At 35.3% G+C, this 18,909-nt stretch carries 16 protein-coding genes; 5 read left to right on the top strand and 11 right to left on the bottom strand.

All coding sequences use genetic code 11. The features are described 5' to 3' along the window. Window positions 1-81 precede the first annotated feature (81 nt). Window positions 82-1,326, top strand: coding sequence for a class I SAM-dependent rRNA methyltransferase (locus tag ACT5E3_RS02825; protein WP_444996802.1), 1,245 nt, complete (start codon window positions 82-84; stop codon window positions 1,324-1,326). A 15-nt stretch (window positions 1,327-1,341) separates the two neighbouring features. On the opposite strand, the gene metX is transcribed toward ACT5E3_RS02825, so the two are convergent. From metX to ACT5E3_RS02800, 5 genes are all read right to left on the bottom strand, one after another. Then, a complete protein-coding gene (metX, locus tag ACT5E3_RS02820) occupies window positions 1,342-2,436 on the bottom strand; it encodes a homoserine O-acetyltransferase MetX (RefSeq protein WP_444996801.1) in 1,095 nt (364 codons plus the stop codon). A 179-nt stretch (window positions 2,437-2,615) separates the two neighbouring features. Then, complete coding sequence (locus ACT5E3_RS02815; protein ID WP_444996800.1) at window positions 2,616-3,179, bottom strand: hypothetical protein; 564 nt, start codon at window positions 3,177-3,179, stop codon at window positions 2,616-2,618. A gap of 127 nt (window positions 3,180-3,306) precedes the next feature. Then, window positions 3,307-4,668: a Do family serine endopeptidase gene (locus ACT5E3_RS02810; RefSeq protein ID WP_444996799.1), complete on the bottom strand. Its 1,362-nt coding sequence runs from the start codon at window positions 4,666-4,668 to the stop codon at window positions 3,307-3,309. Between the two features lie 343 nt (window positions 4,669-5,011). Continuing rightward, window positions 5,012-6,052 carry an IS481 family transposase gene (locus ACT5E3_RS02805; protein ID WP_444993903.1) on the bottom strand — a complete coding sequence of 347 codons (1,041 nt, stop codon included), beginning with the start codon at window positions 6,050-6,052 and terminating at the stop codon, window positions 5,012-5,014. Between the two features lie 202 nt (window positions 6,053-6,254). Beyond that, on the bottom strand, window positions 6,255-6,845 hold the full coding sequence (locus tag ACT5E3_RS02800) for a DUF4124 domain-containing protein (RefSeq protein WP_444996798.1): 591 nt from the start codon (window positions 6,843-6,845) through the stop codon (window positions 6,255-6,257). Between the two features lie 918 nt (window positions 6,846-7,763). On the opposite strand from ACT5E3_RS02800, the gene ACT5E3_RS02795 reads away from it, so the two are divergent. From ACT5E3_RS02795 to ACT5E3_RS02780, 4 genes are all read left to right on the top strand, one after another. Then, window positions 7,764-8,423: a cupin domain-containing protein gene (locus ACT5E3_RS02795; RefSeq protein ID WP_444996797.1), complete on the top strand. Its 660-nt coding sequence runs from the start codon at window positions 7,764-7,766 to the stop codon at window positions 8,421-8,423. Between the two features lie 24 nt (window positions 8,424-8,447). Further along, window positions 8,448-9,026: a TetR/AcrR family transcriptional regulator gene (locus ACT5E3_RS02790; RefSeq protein WP_444996796.1), complete on the top strand. Its 579-nt coding sequence runs from the start codon at window positions 8,448-8,450 to the stop codon at window positions 9,024-9,026. A 319-nt stretch (window positions 9,027-9,345) separates the two neighbouring features. Further along, window positions 9,346-10,110, top strand: a complete 765-nt coding sequence (locus ACT5E3_RS02785) for a carbonic anhydrase (RefSeq protein ID WP_444996795.1) — start codon at window positions 9,346-9,348, stop codon at window positions 10,108-10,110. A gap of 370 nt (window positions 10,111-10,480) precedes the next feature. Next, on the top strand, window positions 10,481-11,872 hold the full coding sequence (locus ACT5E3_RS02780; protein ID WP_444996794.1) for a carbonic anhydrase family protein: 1,392 nt from the start codon (window positions 10,481-10,483) through the stop codon (window positions 11,870-11,872). A gap of 208 nt (window positions 11,873-12,080) precedes the next feature. Here ACT5E3_RS02780 and ACT5E3_RS02775 read toward each other — a convergent pair whose 3' ends face one another. From ACT5E3_RS02775 to ACT5E3_RS02750, 6 genes are read right to left on the bottom strand one after another with little or no spacing between them, the layout of a single operon-like run. Further along, entirely contained in the window at window positions 12,081-13,424 is a 1,344-nt protein-coding gene (locus ACT5E3_RS02775) for a DUF58 domain-containing protein (protein ID WP_444996793.1), read from the bottom strand. Between the two features lie 15 nt (window positions 13,425-13,439). Next, entirely contained in the window at window positions 13,440-14,483 is a 1,044-nt protein-coding gene (locus tag ACT5E3_RS02770) for an AAA family ATPase (RefSeq protein WP_444996792.1), read from the bottom strand. Continuing rightward, on the bottom strand, window positions 14,480-15,631 hold the full coding sequence (locus ACT5E3_RS02765) for a DUF4350 domain-containing protein (RefSeq protein WP_444996791.1): 1,152 nt from the start codon (window positions 15,629-15,631) through the stop codon (window positions 14,480-14,482). Before ACT5E3_RS02765 ends, ACT5E3_RS02770 begins: the two co-directional genes overlap by 4 nt. Then, entirely contained in the window at window positions 15,624-17,171 is a 1,548-nt protein-coding gene (locus ACT5E3_RS02760; RefSeq protein ID WP_444996790.1) for a hypothetical protein, read from the bottom strand. The genes ACT5E3_RS02765 and ACT5E3_RS02760 overlap by 8 nt, the downstream gene beginning before the upstream one ends. Before the next feature lie 2 nt (window positions 17,172-17,173). Then, window positions 17,174-18,154, bottom strand: coding sequence for a stage II sporulation protein M (locus ACT5E3_RS02755; RefSeq protein WP_444996789.1), 981 nt, complete (start codon window positions 18,152-18,154; stop codon window positions 17,174-17,176). Further along, window positions 18,151-18,846 carry an RDD family protein gene (locus ACT5E3_RS02750; RefSeq protein WP_444996788.1) on the bottom strand — a complete coding sequence of 232 codons (696 nt, stop codon included), beginning with the start codon at window positions 18,844-18,846 and terminating at the stop codon, window positions 18,151-18,153. Before ACT5E3_RS02750 ends, ACT5E3_RS02755 begins: the two co-directional genes overlap by 4 nt. Window positions 18,847-18,909 lie beyond the last annotated feature (63 nt).

Raw genomic sequence — 18,909 nt, 5'->3', positions numbered from 1 at the left:
CATCTCCCATACTGCCAATCAGGCAGTTAATTGCCAACGGCTCCAGAAATTCACACCAATTAGCGAAGAAACACTGATACAATGCCTGACTATTCACCGCTAAACCAGCTGCTAACATTAGGCTATATGATGACTTTGAAAAAACTAAGACTTAAAAAAAATGAAGAAAAACGCATAAAAAATGGTCATTTATGGATTTACAGCAATGAAGTTGATACACAATCAACTCCGTTAAAATCATTTTCAGTTGGTGAAAATATTCTTATAGAAGCGTCTAACGGCAAGCCGCTAGGCCTCGGTTATGTTAACCCTAACAATCTACTTTGTGCTCGCTTGCTAAACAGAGATTATAGCCATCCTATCGATCGTTCATTTTTTGTCCATCGTTTTAATATCGCAAAATCTTTACGTCAAAGATGCTTTAAACAACCATTTTATCGAGCAATTTACGGTGAAAGTGATGGTTTACCTGGACTAATTGTTGATCGGTTTAATGAACATTTGATAGTGCAAATAGCTACCGCAGGCATGGAACAACAAAAAGCAGCCATTATTGAAGCGCTCGAAAAGGTATTCAAGCCTCAGTCAATACTACTGCGCAACGATGCTAATTCCCGCAAAGCTGAATCATTATCCGAAGAGATTCAACAGGCCTTAGGTAACACACCTGAAAGCTTACAAATTGAAGAAAATGAAACGCAATTTATCATTCACCCATTTACAGGTCAGAAAACTGGCTGGTTTTATGATCACCGAATCAGCCGCCAACAAATCGCTCAATACGTTAATAATAAACGAGTACTCGATGTATTTAGTTATATAGGTGCTTTTGGTATTCAAATGGCCAATGCAGGCGCTAGCGAAGCTTGGTGCATTGATATTTCAGGAAAAGCGCTTGATGAATTAGAACAAAATGCGCAATTGAATAAGGTTGCAGATAAGGTTGCTTGCGTTGAAGGCGATGCATTTTCTGCAATGAAAGAGCTTAAACAACAGAATGAGAAATTTGATGTCATTATTGTTGATCCTCCTGCCTTTATCAAAAAGAAAAAAGACCATAAAGCAGGATTAAATGCTTACCGAAAAATCAATGAAGCCGCTATGAGATTATTGAGCAAAGATGGTATTTTATTATCAGCTTCATGCTCGATGCACTTAAAAACAGATGAGTTACAGGATTGCTTAAGAGCAGGCAGTCGGCATTTGGACAAAACATTACAAATTATAGAACAATGTCACCAAGGCCCCGATCATCCCATTCACCCAGCCATACCAGAAACCCGTTATATCAAAGGTTTTATCAGTCGAGTATTATCAGCCAGTTAAAAATAACTGGCTGTATTAAAAATGTTTATCGAGTAGAAAGTCTTTTATATATTGACCAAATCTATCCGTTTCAACCAAGAAAGCATCATGCCCATATTGTGATTGGTGGGAAATATAAAAGCTAGTTACTTTAGCATCCTGTAAACATGCATACAGTTCGCGTTGCTGCTGTGGAGTAAATAAAATGTCAAACTCTTCAGAAATAACAACCACCTTTGCTTTTATTCTTTCGAATGCCAAAATAGAGGAATCGTATTTCTGAGTTACATCAAAATTATCCATTGCAGTTGTAATAGTTAAATAACTATTGGCATCAAACGAACGAACAAACTTCTCTGCGTTGTAATCCATATATTTTGTTATTTCTGTATCTTGAGTATCATCATTAAGGTGACTATTAAAACGTCGATTCCACTCCGCAGAATTGCGATAACTAAATAAGCCTAGTTTTCTTGCTAATTTAAATCCTTCCAGCTCCTCATTTGACTGATAATTTCCATGATTCCATGCTGGATCGATACGAATCGCAGATTGTTGAATATTTCGATTAGCAATATTAGCAGGATAAGCTTTATAAGCAGTACAACTGAGCATAAGGCGTTCAACAGAGTCAGGATATTCAATGGCCCAAGTCAGTGACAGCATTGCCCCCATAGAATTACCAACTATTGCATAAACCTTCTCAATACCTAAATATTCGAGCAAGAATTTTTGACTAGCTACCATATCACCAATAGTGATTTCTGGAAAAGTAGCGTTATAAGGTTTATTTGTTTCGGGATTAATAGATACTGGCCCAGAAGAACCAAAACAGCTCCCAAGGTTATTAATACAGATAATATAGTACTGCTCACTATCAATAGCGCAGCCAACACCAACCATATCATTCCACCACCCCTTATCAGGGTTAGCTTCTGATTGTGTTACATGGGAACCGACAGAAAGAGCATGATGAATAACAATAACATTAGATTTTTGCGGGTTTAAGCTTCCCCATGTTTCGTAAGCTAACTCTAGTGAGGGAAGTTGCCCACCCAGTTCTAAGTCAAATGGTTGCGAAGACTGAAAAAGCCAACTTCCATCTCGCTGTAAAGTAACATTCTGAGTCATAATAAGTGATCAAATTATTCATTCAGCTCACTTATCGTAAGCCCTAAATAGTTAAAGTTTAACTGCAAACCCGTTTTAATACCTAGAACCAAAGATTATTTTAAAAACACTTTGCAGCATGTAGGGTCGCGATTATACGCATTTTATTGTGTAAAATTGAGTAGTAATTAGTTTTTAGCTTAGTTTGTTAGCACACTGATACTGGTATCAAACGCTAAACCATAATAATATCGTCCAGAAAATTCAAATTCATCAATGACTTGCATCTTCAAACGTTTAATATGTGCCTGATAAGAACGTTCATTCACCTGATTAATAAAAGTAATGCCAACTGGGTAACGATTAGCCAAAGTTAATCGCATTATCTCAAACAAACGTGGAAAAGCATCAGTACCACGCAAGCTTGAATCAATACAAACAGGCCCATATTGGAATGTATTAGCTTGAGTAATTAAAGTACCAGCAAAAATCTCACCTTCATAGCGAGCAATCATAAAAGGAAAAATAGGCCACTGTGAAAAGTAATCCCATCCATTTGCCATTGTATAACCTTTCACTTGGTCGCTCTTTTCTAACACAAACAGCCCGTCACTTTCGATCAAGTCTGTTAGCTGTTGACGAGTAAATGGTGTGGTGACAAAGCCATTTTGCTTCTCTTTTTCAGATAACTTATCAAAAAGATTTCTTTCTTGTAGTTTTATAATTTCTGGTAAATCACCCTCATTCGCAATCCGAGTAATCACATTTTTCCCCTATGCTTTCATTAAAAATTTCGGAGCGATAAAAAAACAACCAAGTTCAAACAATTATGCTCAAACTTGGTTGCTATAGTCACTTAAATAATAGCGATTAAGGTAATCTAATTCACTATTATTGTAGAACTAAATAAAAAGCTGAACGCCCACGCACAACACGCAGTAATATTTTATCTTCGTCTTGCTCTAATGCTCTAGAAAAATCTTTAAGAGATTTTACTCTGCGTTTATTCACACCCACAATGACATCGCCCTCTCTTAGTCCACTGTAAGCTGCATAAGAATTTCTTTCTAGTTGAACCAATACAACCCCATCTCCTTCCGAGTTGTTTTCAAAGCGAGTTCCATCTAGTAATTTATGTTGAGAACCACTACGCCCAGATGAACCAAGAGGTTCTCCAATCTTCACATTAAGATGTTTAGTTTTACCGTCTCTTAGGAAAGACACTTTGACTTTATCACCAATTTTTCGTTTTCCTATTTGACTGCGTAACTTGCCAGTAGAAATAGTTTTTTCACCATCAATAGCAATAATAATATCATCTGCACGCAAGCCCGCATCATCTGCTGGTGAATCTTCTCTTACATTCGTTACCAGTACACCTTGTTGACCATTTTCTAAGCCAAAAGCAATTTGTAAATCGACATCTATATTTTGAATCCCAATGCCTAATTGACCTCGACGAACTTCACCAGAATCAATAATTTGCTCCATGCTAGACTTAACCATATCCATCGGTATCGCAAACCCAATCCCAACATTACCACCAGCAGGTGCAATAATGGCAGTATTTATACCTATTAACTCGCCTTTCAAGTTAACCAATGCACCACCAGAGTTACCAGGATTAATTGAAGCATCTGTCTGAATAAAATTTTCATAACCTTCTATGCCTAAGCCTGTTCTATCCAAGGCGCTCACAATACCCGTTGTTACGGTTTGGCCTAAGCCAAATGGATTTCCTATTGCCACCACAAAATCACCGACTTCCAGCTTTTCAGAATTTCCCATGTTAACAGCAGAAATATTTTTAGCATCTATTTTTAATATTGCCACATCAAGCTCAGGATCATTTCCTAACACTTTAGCCGTATAATGACGTCCATCAATCAGTGACACTCGAACTTCATCTGAATTTTTAATAACATGATGGTTAGTGATGACAATCCCATTCTTTGCATCAACAATTACTCCAGAACCTGCGCCTCGCAACATCTTTTGTGGTTTTCGGTTAGGCTCAGATTGTTCAGGAATATTAAAAAAACGTCTGAAAAAAGGATCGTTTAAAAGTGGATTTTGATTTTGTCTTTCAGAAAAAGTTGCAATATTTACAACGGCCGGATTTACGGTTTTTAACATGCTTGATAATGATGGAAGTTCTTTTCCATCAGGATCAACCTGTGGCAATGATGCTTGAACCCAGAATGCTTGAAGTACCAGGGTCAGCAGCATAGAAAGTTGACATAATTTTTTCACCGATAACTCTCCTGTAAGTTTTTGTTACAAAAAATTCTGTTAAATGAATTATAATAAATAGCCAATATTGTGGCAGTCAGGTTGTTATTCAACCCTAACTTTCAAAAAAACATTAGACTTACTTTTACTCAATAGTTCACTCATCAAAGCAATTGTAATAATAATTTACAAATTCACTAAAAAAGTAAATGCTTTCTCAATTAAAGTTTAATTTTATGCCTATTTTATTTGAAAGCTCATTATTCAATATAAAACAGGTGCAAACCAATAAAAAAGAGTATTTATATGTAGTAGCTCAGACTTGATCTGACAGTTACCCGTTTTTCCAACGGTATCTGTCAGTTTAGATTTGAGCTAAATTCTTTTCAGCCCAAATCAATTTACCATCAAGTAAAGTTTCTTTTGGCGTTCTGCCACAGCACATTTTTCCTTGATGAGTTCGGTCATTGTTATAGTATTCCATCCAAACGTCCAGATCTTTTTGCAAATCTTCCATCGATGAGTACAGCTTTTTCCTAAAGGTGATCTGGTAAAACTCATTCAATATCGTCTTGTGAAAGCGCTCGCAGATCCCGTTCGTTTGTGGTGACATCGCTTTCGTTTTGGTATGGTCAATATCATTGATCGCCAAGTAAAGCTGATAATCATGATGCTCTACGCGACCACAGTACTCAGTTCCACGGTCAGTTAAAATGCGCAACATTGGCAATTCATTTTGATTAAAGTAGGGTAATACTTTGTCATTTAATATATCTGCGGCGGTGATTGGCGTTTTGGTTGTGTAGAGCTTTGCAAAAGCAACTTTGCTGTAGGTGTCAATAAAGGTCTGCTGATAAATTCGGCCAACGCCTTTGAGGTTACCCACATAAAACGTATCCTGAGAGCCTAAGTAGCCTGGGTGAGCGGTTTCTATCTCACCACAAGCTTCGTCATCATGTTTCTTCTTTTCAAGCGCAGCAACTTGCGCATCGCTTAAAATGATACCGTCATTAGCGACCTTTTCCTCAAGTGCTTTAAGACGCTTTTTGAAGTTTTCCAGATCATGACGAAGCCAAATTGAACGAACGCCGCTGCCAGAAACAAAGACACCTTGTTTACGCAGCTCATTGCTTGTTCTATGTTGACCAAAGGCTGGTTGTTCAATGGCATAGGCAACAACGGCTTGTTCTGTCGCCTCATCAACTCTATTTTTAGGATTGGCCTTACGTCTGGTCTTTTCGATTAAGGCGTCAATTCCACCTTCTTCAACTAACTCTTGATAACGATAAAATGTATCTCGAGATACGCCCATCACTTTACAGGCTCTTGAAACATTATTGAGTTCTTCGGCTAAGTTTAATAAACCTGCCTTGTGTTTAATAATTGGATTGTTAGTATGTAGCATGAGAGTTACCTTTTGTTTTGATTTAAAGATTCGACACCTTTATCAAAACGGGTAACTCTCTTCTAGTCAAGCTGAAGTGTCAGATGAAGTCGGAACTAATACAATTTATATTATCAAGAAGATTAAAAGCGCCTCAATTAACAATTCAATAACAAAGCAATTAATTGTTTCAAAAACAAACGACTATCATCTAAATTTTAGTCTATGATTCTTCATACTTACACTCTCGAGAATTAAGCAACTCACTAAGCTCCTTAATCACTTCATCTTTTCTTTCTTGGCTGGCAATTTTCCCATCCTCTTCTAAAGCAGTAAACTTATGTACACCACCCTCCCAAGATGAATGGGTAAGTTCAGTATGTAATTTTCGAGCTTGCTGACACTTAGTTAGTGGCTTTTTTTTGTCCGCAAACTGAGGGTTAGATGACTCATCAGAATTTGTTCTCTGCCTTTGTTTCTTTTCCAATTCGTCAAAAAATATTTTATTTTTCTCGTTAATATTTTTATTTCTAATACTTTCTTCAGCAAGCATTTTATCACGCAAACATTGTTGCAAATTGACAGAGTTCTCACAACTTTTCATTCGTTGACTATTAGCACTATCAACTTTTAAATCTTTTTCTTTTAGTTTTAATTCTTTAACACTATTATCTTTAGCTTGTTTAAAAGGTTTGTCGCTGTAATGCGTTTTTCCATTTTCATCAACCCATTTATAAACTTTTGCATAACCGTTATTAGAAACACACACCCACAATACCAATACCGCTATATATTTTCCTTTTTTCACATTCATCTGAATCTCCTCTTTATTTAATCATTAGTTTAGCAATAACTAATATTTCAAGTTTTTTCTCTAATTCGGCAAAATAAATACCACTAAAATATTTTGCCATAAGTGTCTAATATCCCCCCTATAAGCCTTATTCTTTTATATAATATATTTTTTAGTTTAGCTATACACTAATCTCCTAGCAAAGAACATAGATTTTTCATTCTCTCATATGTTTGTTATTTAGCAATTAATACCCAAGCCGAAAAGTTTGTAAATTAAGATAAATGCTGCCTACTTGACACTTGAGTTAACTTACTGATAACATCTACCTACTAATAGGTAGATGTTATCAGTAAGTAATTGAATGAAAAAGATATCTGCTGGTTAATTAAACGACCCGACTGACAGGGCATGGGATCATCGTAAGAATATATGAGCTTAAATTTCTCCCTAAAACATGTCTGAACCTTATTCGGCTAAAAAACATAAAACGGATACATTTAATTTAATGACACCTAAACATAAAAGCTTTATTAATCATTATCCATTCACCTCACATCTTAATTAGATGACAGCCGACACAGGAGAAAGTACTGCTATTTCAGCAATTTTAAAGTTCACTCAAAAGCCTGAATGAATAATAAGCCAACAAAAGAAAAGACTAGCATTAAAATCCGACGCTAGAGAAAAATGAACTACTGACGATTTTAATCAGATTCAGACAAGACTTTTTCAATTGGTTAATGATATAGCCACTATATTGTGGAATAGATTTTGTTGACTTCTCAATATAGCTTTACTGTAAAAAATATCACATTAAAGGCAACACAGTAAGAATCATTCTAAGATAAGCAAATTCATTAGTATTAAGTTACATCAAAAATATTAATGATAAGCAAAAAGCTGTTTTACATGACAAATAAATAAGGAGTAATAGCTATGCATATTAACGCCGACTTCAAACAAAAAGTAGTTATCAAACCCGATGATTATCGGTGGACTCCATCTCCTATGCCAGGCGTTGAGAGAATGATGTTAGATAGAATTGGTCATGAAGTTGGTCGAGCGACCTCATTAGTTAAATACCGGCCCAATAGTCGATTTACGACTCACACTCATGCTGGTGGCGAGGAGTTTTTTGTTTTAGAAGGCATGTTTTCAGATGAACACGGTGACTACCCGCAAGGCACTTATGTGCGTAATCCAATAGGAACTTCTCATACACCTCAAATAGGAAAATCGGGAGCCACCATTTTAGTTAAATTACATCAATTCAATATTAACGATTCGACTCAAATACGAATACAGACTAATACACAACCGTGGCATCCTGGATTAGTTGAAGGCCTTTCAGTAATGCCGCTACACTCATTTGAATCAGAAAATGTTGCTTTAGTAAAGTGGGCACCTTTTACAACATTTAATTTACATCGACACTGGGGAGGCGAAGAGATTTTTGTATTAAAAGGAACCTTTTATGATGAACATGGAGAGTACCCTAAAGGGACTTGGTTAAGAAACCCACACTTAAGTCAGCATCGCCCGTTTACAAAAGAAGATGGTGCTATTATCATTGTCAAAACAGGACACTTAGAATGAGTATAGGGTTGAGGGAGTTATTAAATGGACACAGCTGATGAAATAATGACGCTAGCGCAAAATTTTATTCAAACAGGGGGCTATAATGCTTTTAGTTACAAAGATATTGCTGATAAATTAGGAATTAAAACATCAAGCATACATTATCACTTTCCTAAAAAAGCCGACCTTGGATGTGCTGTTATTGAACGTTATATAAAAGACTTCAAACAATTAAAGTTAATTATAAATGATGAAACGCAAGATCCTAAAGAACGTTTCGAACGATATCTTAAGCCCTTTATTGAAACCGACCATACCGGAACCAAAATATGTTTATGCGGGGCCCTTGGAGGAGAGTTATTCAGCCTTCCAGAATCAATGCGCAAATCAATGAATGATTTTTTTTGTTTTCATGAAGAGTGGCTGAGTCAAATACTTTTAGAAATCAGAGCAGAAAAGAACATAAATACTACTGAACCGTCATTAGTGTCGGCCCAATATATTTTTAGCACATTGCAAGGTGCATTATTAATTGCTCGTTCAAAAAATAATAATGATTTTTTTAGACAAATTATAAAATTAATAAGACTGGAAGCCTTAGGTCATTCAAACCATTTATAACACATCCAATAAACGGTAAAGTTTAATACATATGATGGTGATTACTATTCATCATCTATCATCTCTCTCATCCACAATTCAGCATTTTTGAGAAAAATTTACACCGAAACTGTGTTCAAATTCATATATCCCTCAAAAATTAGTTTAAATAGATATTGAAACGAGACTGAAAAGAGAATTATCAATCGAATTTGAATTATAAAGCCCACTTGCAATATAACATAGCACTAATAATTTTCTGAAGGATAGAAGTAATAAATAGTACTTTGTTCAACAATTGCAAAACTCATAAAGAACTTATTAAAAAGAGATAAAACCAATGAAAAAGATCAAACATTCTTTCAGTATAGTTGCACTATTAGCCAGTATGAGCATAGGTGCCAGTGGCGATATTGAGTGGAGTTATAGTGGTGATACCGGCCCAGAATACTGGGGAGACTTATCGCCTGAATTCTCTCAATGCAAAAATGGTATTGAGCAATCTCCAATTGATCTCGGCTATTTTGCAGAAGAAAACGAGTCGCTAAGAACACTAAAGCATAAGTTTCGTTCTGTACCATTAACAGTAGTTAACAATGGCCATACCATTCAAGTTAACACAAATAGAGACAGTTTTACAAAAACTGAACTAGGAAAGCAAAGATTATTGCAGTTTCACTTTCATTCACCAAGTGAAAACACTTTAGATGGCAAACAATTTCCACTTGAAGCTCACTTTGTTCATATAAATGATGAAGGCTCATTGAGTGTTGTTGGCATTTTTTACGAAGAAGGTAAAAAAAATCGTGCTTTAGCAAAGATTTTAAATACCGCACCAAAACATAAAGGTACGAATACAAAAGAGAAATACAAAATAAATCCTAATAAAGTACTTGGAGCAAGAAAAACAGAAGAGTACTTTCGATTTGCAGGCTCTTTAACAACTCCACCCTGTACTGAAGGTGTTAACTGGTATATCTCTAAAAACATTCAATCACTCTCTGCTGAACAAATAGAAAAGTTTGAACACTTGTTTCATGGCGGAAACGCCCGTCCTGTACAAAACATTAATGATAGAAAACTTTATACAACAGAAAATGACTAATTCAGTTTAATCACTTAATTAATAGACAGGCTAGTTTAAAATTAAATCAGCATTTTTTGCCTTAAGTTTAAAGACTTGAGATTTTATTTAAATCTCAGGTTAAATAACAAACCAAACTTGAAATGATAAATATTTAGCAACCCTTGTTATTGTTCATTCCAGAACAAACCTAAAAACAACTTTATAAAATAACCATTATTTTTAAACAAGTTCCATTTTGAAAGGAGGGCATATTCATTTATTTTAAAAAGTAAAAAACATCTGTATTTATCTTTGGCTTATTTGTTAAAGTCATAATTAAAATATCTTTCATTACTTAACAATAAAAACAAATCAATTATCAATAGTATAATTGATTATGGAGAAAAAAATGATAACAAAATTACATAAAAAAACAATTGCAATTGCAGCATCAATTGTATTTTGTTACAGCACCAACCTAACTGCCGCTGAATGGGGATACGATGGCCAAAGTGGCGTTGTTACACCTAAAGATTGGGGTAATATTAATACACAATGCAATGGACAATCACAATCACCAATTAATATCGTAACAGCAGACCTACAATCTAGTAATGTTAATGTGGTTCCACATTATGCAGCAGACGATGTTAGTTTAGAAAACAATGGTCACACAGTTAATACCAATGTAAAACGATACGCTGAATTTAAAAATGGCATTTATCGACTTGAACAATTCCATTTTCACACAAAAAGTGAACATACTGTTGATGGGCGACGCTATGATATGGAAATGCATTTTGTTAATAAAAAATATGATCATGGACAATTAGTTGATGCAACCGTTATTGGGGTATTGATAGAAGAAGGAGCAGAAAACCAGCAACTAAAAACCATTTTTAATCACCTTCCTCATCATGGAGAAGAAAGGTCAAAATTAGTTTCAGACTTATCAACTTTACTGCCTGAAAACAGAAGTGCTTTTCATTATAGAGGCTCATTAACCACCCCTACTTGCGACGAAGTAGTTAATTGGTTTGTGTTATCAACTCCAATTCAAATGTCTGCAAGCCAAATTAGTCACTTTAGAGATTTGTTTACAGAAAATGGCGTTAGATATGATACCTATCGGCCGATACAAGCACTTAATGGTCGAGTAGTCAGTCGTGCCATTGTAGATGAAATTGCAACCAATAATGCGCCATCATTTTCTAACACCAATGTAACTGCATCAGTAGAAATGAACCAAGGTTATAATGATACTTTTACAGCGACCGATCCTGATGCTGACCAATTAACCTATAGCATTAGTGGTGGACACCCTTGGTTAACAATTAACCCTCAAACCGGCGAAGTTAATGGCACAGCCGATCAGATAGGAACTTATACCTACACCATTACAGCAACAGATACTCACGGTGCAACAGGCGAAATGCATCTAGAAATGACAGTCACTGAAGTCAGCGATCCTAATGCGCTTGAAAATGGTGTTGCACGTACAGGTCTTTCTGGTAACAAAAATGCTGAATTACGTTTCACTATGGTAGTTCCACAAGGAGCAAGCAACCTATCGTTTAAAATTTACGGTAACAATGGGGATGCAGATTTATACGTTTCTTATGAAGCAGAGCCAACAGCAACAGGACAAAATGGTGCAGATTGTGTTCCGTGGCTTAATGGTAGTAATGAAACTTGTGGTTCAGGTGGTACATCACTGCCAACAAAAGCAGGAAAATATTACATTTTAGTACATGGTTATCAATCATTTTCAAACATAACCCTAGTTGGTCGTTACGACTAACTTATGCAACAGCGGATAAAAGGAGTTATCCGCTATGAATTACCCCATTCACTTTTTATTCAGCACTTCAGACTCTTTCTGTTGTAAATTTGAGTAGTTCTCATTTTTTACAAATAAGTAAACAGACAAAAAGATCATCAGCCCCATTAATATAACTAATAACCGATAAATTCGTTTCATTACAAACCTTTTTAAAAATCAAAACAGGCTACAAACGCCCGCCACGTTTAATATCAAAATATTGATTAACCATATTAACAGCTAAATGGCTTGGCAGACTATCTACAGCGATCACACCATCGTGTGTTAGTCGACGGTGAAGTTGCTCTCTTTGTTGCAAATAACTAATGGTTTGTGAAAACTTTAATGCATCATGAATCTGATATATCGGTTCAGATAAAACATCTTGCAAAACTTGTTCTTTCATATTAGCTAGCATAACTAAGTGATGCTTTTTTAAAGACGCCACTGCTGTTTTTAATTCTATCTCATCTTCAGCTCTAACATTAGAAATTAAAACCACCAATGAGCGTTTTCTGAACTGATGATTTAGACTTTCTGCTGCACCAATTATATCTGACGCACTATGAGTTGGATGCAAACCATAAACACTATTAAGCATCGCATTAATACTTGAAGGCCCTTTTTTAGGAATAATGAATTTATCACTTCCACCAAAAACTTTAAGTCCAACGGCATCTCCCTGTTTGAGAGCAATGGATGCAACTAAAAGCATGGCATTAAGGGCTTGATCAAAATGTGAAAGCTCACCATCTTTTGTTCTCATTCTTCGACCAGAGTCGAGTAAAAAAATAATATTTTGATCTCGCTCTTGCTGATAATCTTTAGAAATTAATTTTTGTAAACGAGATGTAGCGCGCCAATCAACCTGACGTAGGCTATCTCCCATTCTATATTCTCTAAGTTGATGAAACTCTAGTCCATCTCCACGTTGCTGTCTTTGTCTGATCCCTAACTGACGTGTTCTTTGTTCTGTGGCAAGTAAAGTATAATTAAGAATTGAACGATAATTAGGATATATCTTTGAGTTGCTTACACAGTCTATATAGACACGGCGTTTTAAAAAACCAAACTCAGATTTCACCCATAACTCACAGCGGTTCATAATCAAATCGCCACGTTCAATAGCCTTTAATTGATAGTTAATGGTCACTGTTTCTCCTGCCGACAAACGAATAAGCGCCGGCATTTTTTTGCTACAACAAAACTCTGGAATATGATCAATGGCTTCAGCATCTAACCGATTGCTTCGATGATTTTCAACCACAAGCTCAACATCGCAATAACTATTAACGGGCAATGTATTTGCAATAAGGCGCTTAACGGTTATTTTTTGTAAATGACGTAAAGATAATAATTCCCATAAAAATAATGCAGCTAGGCCAACAGCAAAAACATACCAAATGTCTGCTAACCAATGACTTTCTAATGCTCTCTTAGCTTGGTAATTATTAAGGCGAAATAGGCCTTCTGCAATTGCAATGCAGAACCAAATAAGTAAAACAATAATACTGCGATAGGTAATTTTCATGAATAAAATTCAATATTATTGTCTAGGTGTGGCAACTTGTGCCAATATATCAGCAATCACCTGAGTCACACTAATGCCTTCAATTTCAAGCTCAGCAGATAAAACAATTCTGTGTCTTAATACGGGTAATGCTACTGTTTTAATTTCATCGGGTGTTACAAATTCATTACCACGAATTAAAGCCAACGCTCGAGCGGCTCGAATTAAACCAATAGAGGCCCTTGGACTAGCTCCCATTTGAATACCAGACCACTCTCTCGTTGCAGCAACCAGCCTAACAACATAATCAAATAAACTATCATCAACCACAATTCTTGATGCTAGATTCTGTAGCTCAATAATTTTTTCAGGATCAGTGACTGGCGCTAAATCGCGTAACAAAATTGAGTCATCAATTTCACCAGTAGTAATTGTTTTAACTAAAGCAACTTCATCACTAATGGCAGGATAACCGATGAGTACATTCATCAAAAACCTATCTAATTCAGCTTCAGGTAAAGGATAAGTACCTTCTTGCTCTAATGGGTTTTGGGTAGCTAAAACCATAAAAGGAGAATTAACAGGGTAAGAACTTCCTTCAATGGTAATTTTCTTTTCTTGCATCACCTCTAACAAAGCCGCTTGCGTTTTGGCAGGTGCACGATTAATTTCATCCGCTAAAAGTAAGTTAGTAAATGCAGGCCCTTTACGAATTCGAAACTTTTCCGATTTAGGATCAAACATTGCGTGTCCGGTGACATCACTTGGCATTAAATCTGGTGTAAATTGAATTCGAGAAAATTCTCCCGAAAAACTTTTAGCAATTGAACGAACCAATAAGGTTTTCCCCAAACCTGGCACACCTTCAACTAATAAATGTCCGCCAGCGAGCAAACAAGTCAATGCCATTTCAACAATTTCACTTTGACCAATTAGCGCTCGATTAATATTTTCTTTTAATGACGTTATTAATTGATTTTGCTGATCAGATATAATATTCGTACATATTCCATCAGTTATACTTTCAATTGCTGAATCATCTTTTTCATTAGGTGCATCATCCACAGAGAGTTCACTCATAGCTGTTTCCTTATATCTTGAACAAGTTGTACTTTTTTCAAAAAAGTTTCTTGGTTTAAATCCCCTTGCTCCCATAAGAAAGCAAGTTTACTTTTATCTAACTGAGTAATTTCAGAAAGTTTTTCTAAACGTTTATTTAAACTCAGCTGTTTATATCCATGAACAAGTTGAATCATACGTAAATCTATCATTTCAATGAGAGTTCGAATTAATCGACCCCCGTTATCATTACGGTATGAAAACTCACCGGCAGCAGCAATGTGCTGCATAATTTCTCTTTGTGAGGCTGAGTCATCTTGTCGAGAAGCTCCCCTTCGCCATACTTGACTAAACAAAATGGTCACTAGAATAATAACAAAACTAATCACAACTAACGGGGCATATTTAATCATTAAAGCCAATAGTGAAGGTTGTAATCGATTAGAAATAAGCCATGCTTTTTCGGAAGAGCCAATTAGTTGAGATAAAAATAAAGCATGATCATGTTTATCAATTCTCTGGTTATTCCAAATAGAAAAATCAACTAAAACAGTAACTAATCCTTCTTCAATATCATATTGAATAAGTTGCTCAGCGTAATCTGTGCCACCTTTAAATGATGCATCACCGCTAGTATCATCAATATAGCCAGAGGAATGAAAATGAATTTCAGTTTCTTTTTCATACCCAGAAAATGTTAAATAAGTTAAGTCTTCATCTTCTGAACTAAAGCTCTCTTTCTCAAAAGGATAATAGCGTACACCTAATTCATCCAAAAATTTATCTCTACTGGCATTAAAGTCATACTCATAAAACTCTGTAGCCAATAAAACCAGATGACCTCCTTGTTTCACCCAGGCTAACATCTGCTCACGTTGTTTAGCCGACACTCCAACCCTTGAATTATTAATTAAGATGGTATCATATTGACCTATTTCTGAATCAAAAATTGAAAAATCTTGTTTATTTTCAAATTTAATATTCAGTTTTTTAAGATAAAATTCTGCGGCTAAAAAAGGATTACGCTTTGCTTCTTCGGAATAACCAATATTTTTTTCATAAGAAACTTTAGTCAGATTATTAAAAAACCACATCATTCCTAAAAAAACAGTAATTATTATAATCAGTATTAACCAGGTAACTTTAGAGACTTTGAACCAGCTACTCATTCGCAGCCTCTTCATTCATAGCAGAAAGATTAAAAACTTCTGGCCACTGTTCACAATATTCACGTAGTTGCTTCACATCTGGTATTTGATGTGCATAAGCTAGTCTACGCCAACTACTTGTTAGTTTTTGCATAAAATTGTTTGAATTATCTTCGATGACACCTTCAATTTTTCTTAAGCACTCTAATTCAGTATCACCTTCAACAATGACAACCTGTGTATTTTCTATATACCAAATTAAGCTTGCACGATATAACAGACTTGTCGCCTCTCGTAATTTTCCCTCTTCTAAATAACCAAGAGCAACTAACCACGGCTTATCTGGTAAAGATTTTGTATTAAGCTCTAAACCGAATAATTGTTCAGGTCTTTTGACTTTTTTTTTCTTAGGTAGCTTAACGCCTTTAATTAAGTGACGATACTTAACAATTAAAAATATAATTAATAAGGCAGCAATCACCCATAATATAAATTCCATAATCATTGATATAAATACACCTAAGTAATGCCAAATAGGCGATGATGGACTATTTTTTTCTACCTCATCTTTACTCTCAAAGGACTGGTTAAATTCATAATGATATCTTGTTTCTTTTTGATTAAACAAATCACTTTGGGTAATTTCTTTAATCATCATTTTTGATTTTTTATTGCTTAATTGATTTTTTGAAACATTAGCTTCTTGAGCTTTATTTTCTTCAGCATAAAGGTCATTAATACTTCCAGGCATAAAAAACAAACTCATAATAAACATAAGGCTTGCTAATCGAATACTTTGTTGCTTGCTTTGGTTCTCTAGCTTTTTTGCTAATCGTTTAAATGATAACTCAACATCCCAAGCTTCTAAATGTGTTCGTTGATTTAAGTAAAGAGCAAAACCACAAGCGGTATAAAAAGGAGCAACAATAGTAAGAGAACAATAAACCAAAAGATTAAAAATAAAATCAACCATGTATGAATCACTTTCCATTGATATCCACTTTATAATATCAATAGACTCACTCATCTGTGTCGGTAGTAATAAATAAGCTAAGGCGACTAGGCCTAAATAAAAAACATTTTCTAACAAAGCCAATAAAGCAGTCAGTAAAACGGCTGTTCCAGAGCCACTTGAATGAATAACTTTGATTCTTTCACTGCGCTGCGCTCCTTTTAGTCCTTCTAATTGAATAATGGGTAAATCTAATGAACGCGTTAAACTGAGCCGACGCCAAGTCAAACTGGCAAACCATTGAATTTTTGCTAAGCTAAAAAATTCTTTGATGCAATCTCGTATCGATAAATTTTCACCAAATAGCTGGCGACTTAAATAATGTAATAATGGTCTTTCCCAAATGGGTTTAAATAACCAGAATCCCAAATACACCCAAATACCAGACTCTATAAATACTGAGCTAATCAACAAATAAATCGGTAATGTAATAATCAACCAAATTTTATAAAGCTCGATAATATTTTTTTGTACTAAGGCTACGCCGAGATCTATCGCTTCTAGATTTTTTCTTGGTCGTACTTTAACTGTCATTTGCTCAAGATTCATAGCTAATATCTACGACCTCTTCCAACCAATGCAAAATAGAAAATAATGAATAACCAACCGGCAATACCAACTCCATATTTTGTTAATACAGGAATACTCGTTGTAGAGGACCAAAAAGCTTCTACAAAAGCAGCGATAAGCAATAATAAAATAGCTCCATAAACTAATGTCATTGCCCGTTGACCTGCATTAATAATGGCTTGTCTACGAGTAAAAACACCAGGCGCAATAAATGCCCAACCGATCTGTAGACCCGCTGCGCCAGATAAAATGATACCAGTTAATTCATAGGATGAGTGGCCTGCAACAAAACCGTAAAAAGTTTCTTGATAACCAATATTAATAATATGTGCATCTATTGCACCAAAAAAAATGCCATTATAAATGAGATAAAACTGAGTACCCAAAGTCGCTAATATACCTCCAGCAAAAGATTGAAATGCAATACCAATATTATTTCGAATATAATGACCAAACATCATAAAATCTGTATCTGATTGTCTTTCACGTCCCACTTTATCAAAGCTGGGGTCATACATTCCTTCAATATTAGCCACTGTACTTGAATCGACTACAGAGTAAACCAGCTCAGGAAAAATAAGTGTAAAAATAAAAACAACCAAGCCTGGAATATAAAAAAGAGCACATGCAATCCAAACAAAAGTCGCTTGCTCTCTAACCGCAACAGGTAAACCAAATAAAATAAATTGATAAATACGTCGAAAAATACCCACTTTTTTACGGTAAAAAATCTGGTGTCCTCGAAAAACCATTGCCTCTAATTGAGACACCAAATAAGGGCTATATTGACGCTCTCTAGCTAAAGCTAGACAATAACAAACTTGTCGATAGTTTTTAGAAAAATTATTTAACTCTTCTGTATATTCTGATTTTTTAAGCTTTATTGATTCAGCAATAGAGATCTGATTTTCAAAAGTTTTCCATTGTTCTTGATAGCGTTGTTCAAACTCTTCCTGTCTCATGCATGCCCTCGCAACCATTTAGCAATTTTAAAAAGTTGCACTGATGCAGGTTCACTACCCTGTTTTATTTTTTCTTGATCTAACCAGGGTCCTAAATAACCTGCCAATTCGTTAACGCGAGACTCTGACATTTTAGAAGAACGCTCAGCAAAGCTAACAATGGCACTTTGCTCATCAAGTGTTAAGGGAAATTTTGGAGCGACACCTTCTATGCTAATGGCTTTTTGCTTTTTTACTAAATCAAGTTTATGCACCACCAAAGTACCTGCGACAAAATCACCAAGGCGTTTAAAATCACGGCTAAATAGCATACTAATAATGCCAAAGGCATAGCAAAAAGGCAAAAAATCTGCAAAACGCAAAAGATTTCTAATAATTGATGATGACCAATCAATTGGTGTGCCGTCATCATTAATCACAGTAATACCTAATACTTTTTTACCTAAAGTTTGGCCGTTATAAAGCACTTCAAATAAAACGGGGTAAAACCACTCAACTAAAAATATAAATAATAAAATGACACCAGAGCCAAAATTTCCAAATATAGAAAAAATTTGAGCAATGATTGCAATTGCAGCCCAACGAAGTAATAAATCAATGATAAAAGCAAGAGAACGGCTAACCAATCCGGCAACCGGTAGTGATAATGTTATGCCTTCTGGTACTTCAACTTCTCGAGTGGTATCTAGCATTCCTTTGTAACATCTGTGCTTTAAGTAAAGTGAAAATAATTATCCCCATCTAAGTTATCAATT

This window comes from Aliikangiella litoralis (genome assembly GCF_052495765.1).
The sequence above is the reverse complement of the archived record's forward strand: the minus strand, read 5'-3'. Positions and strand labels throughout refer to the sequence as shown.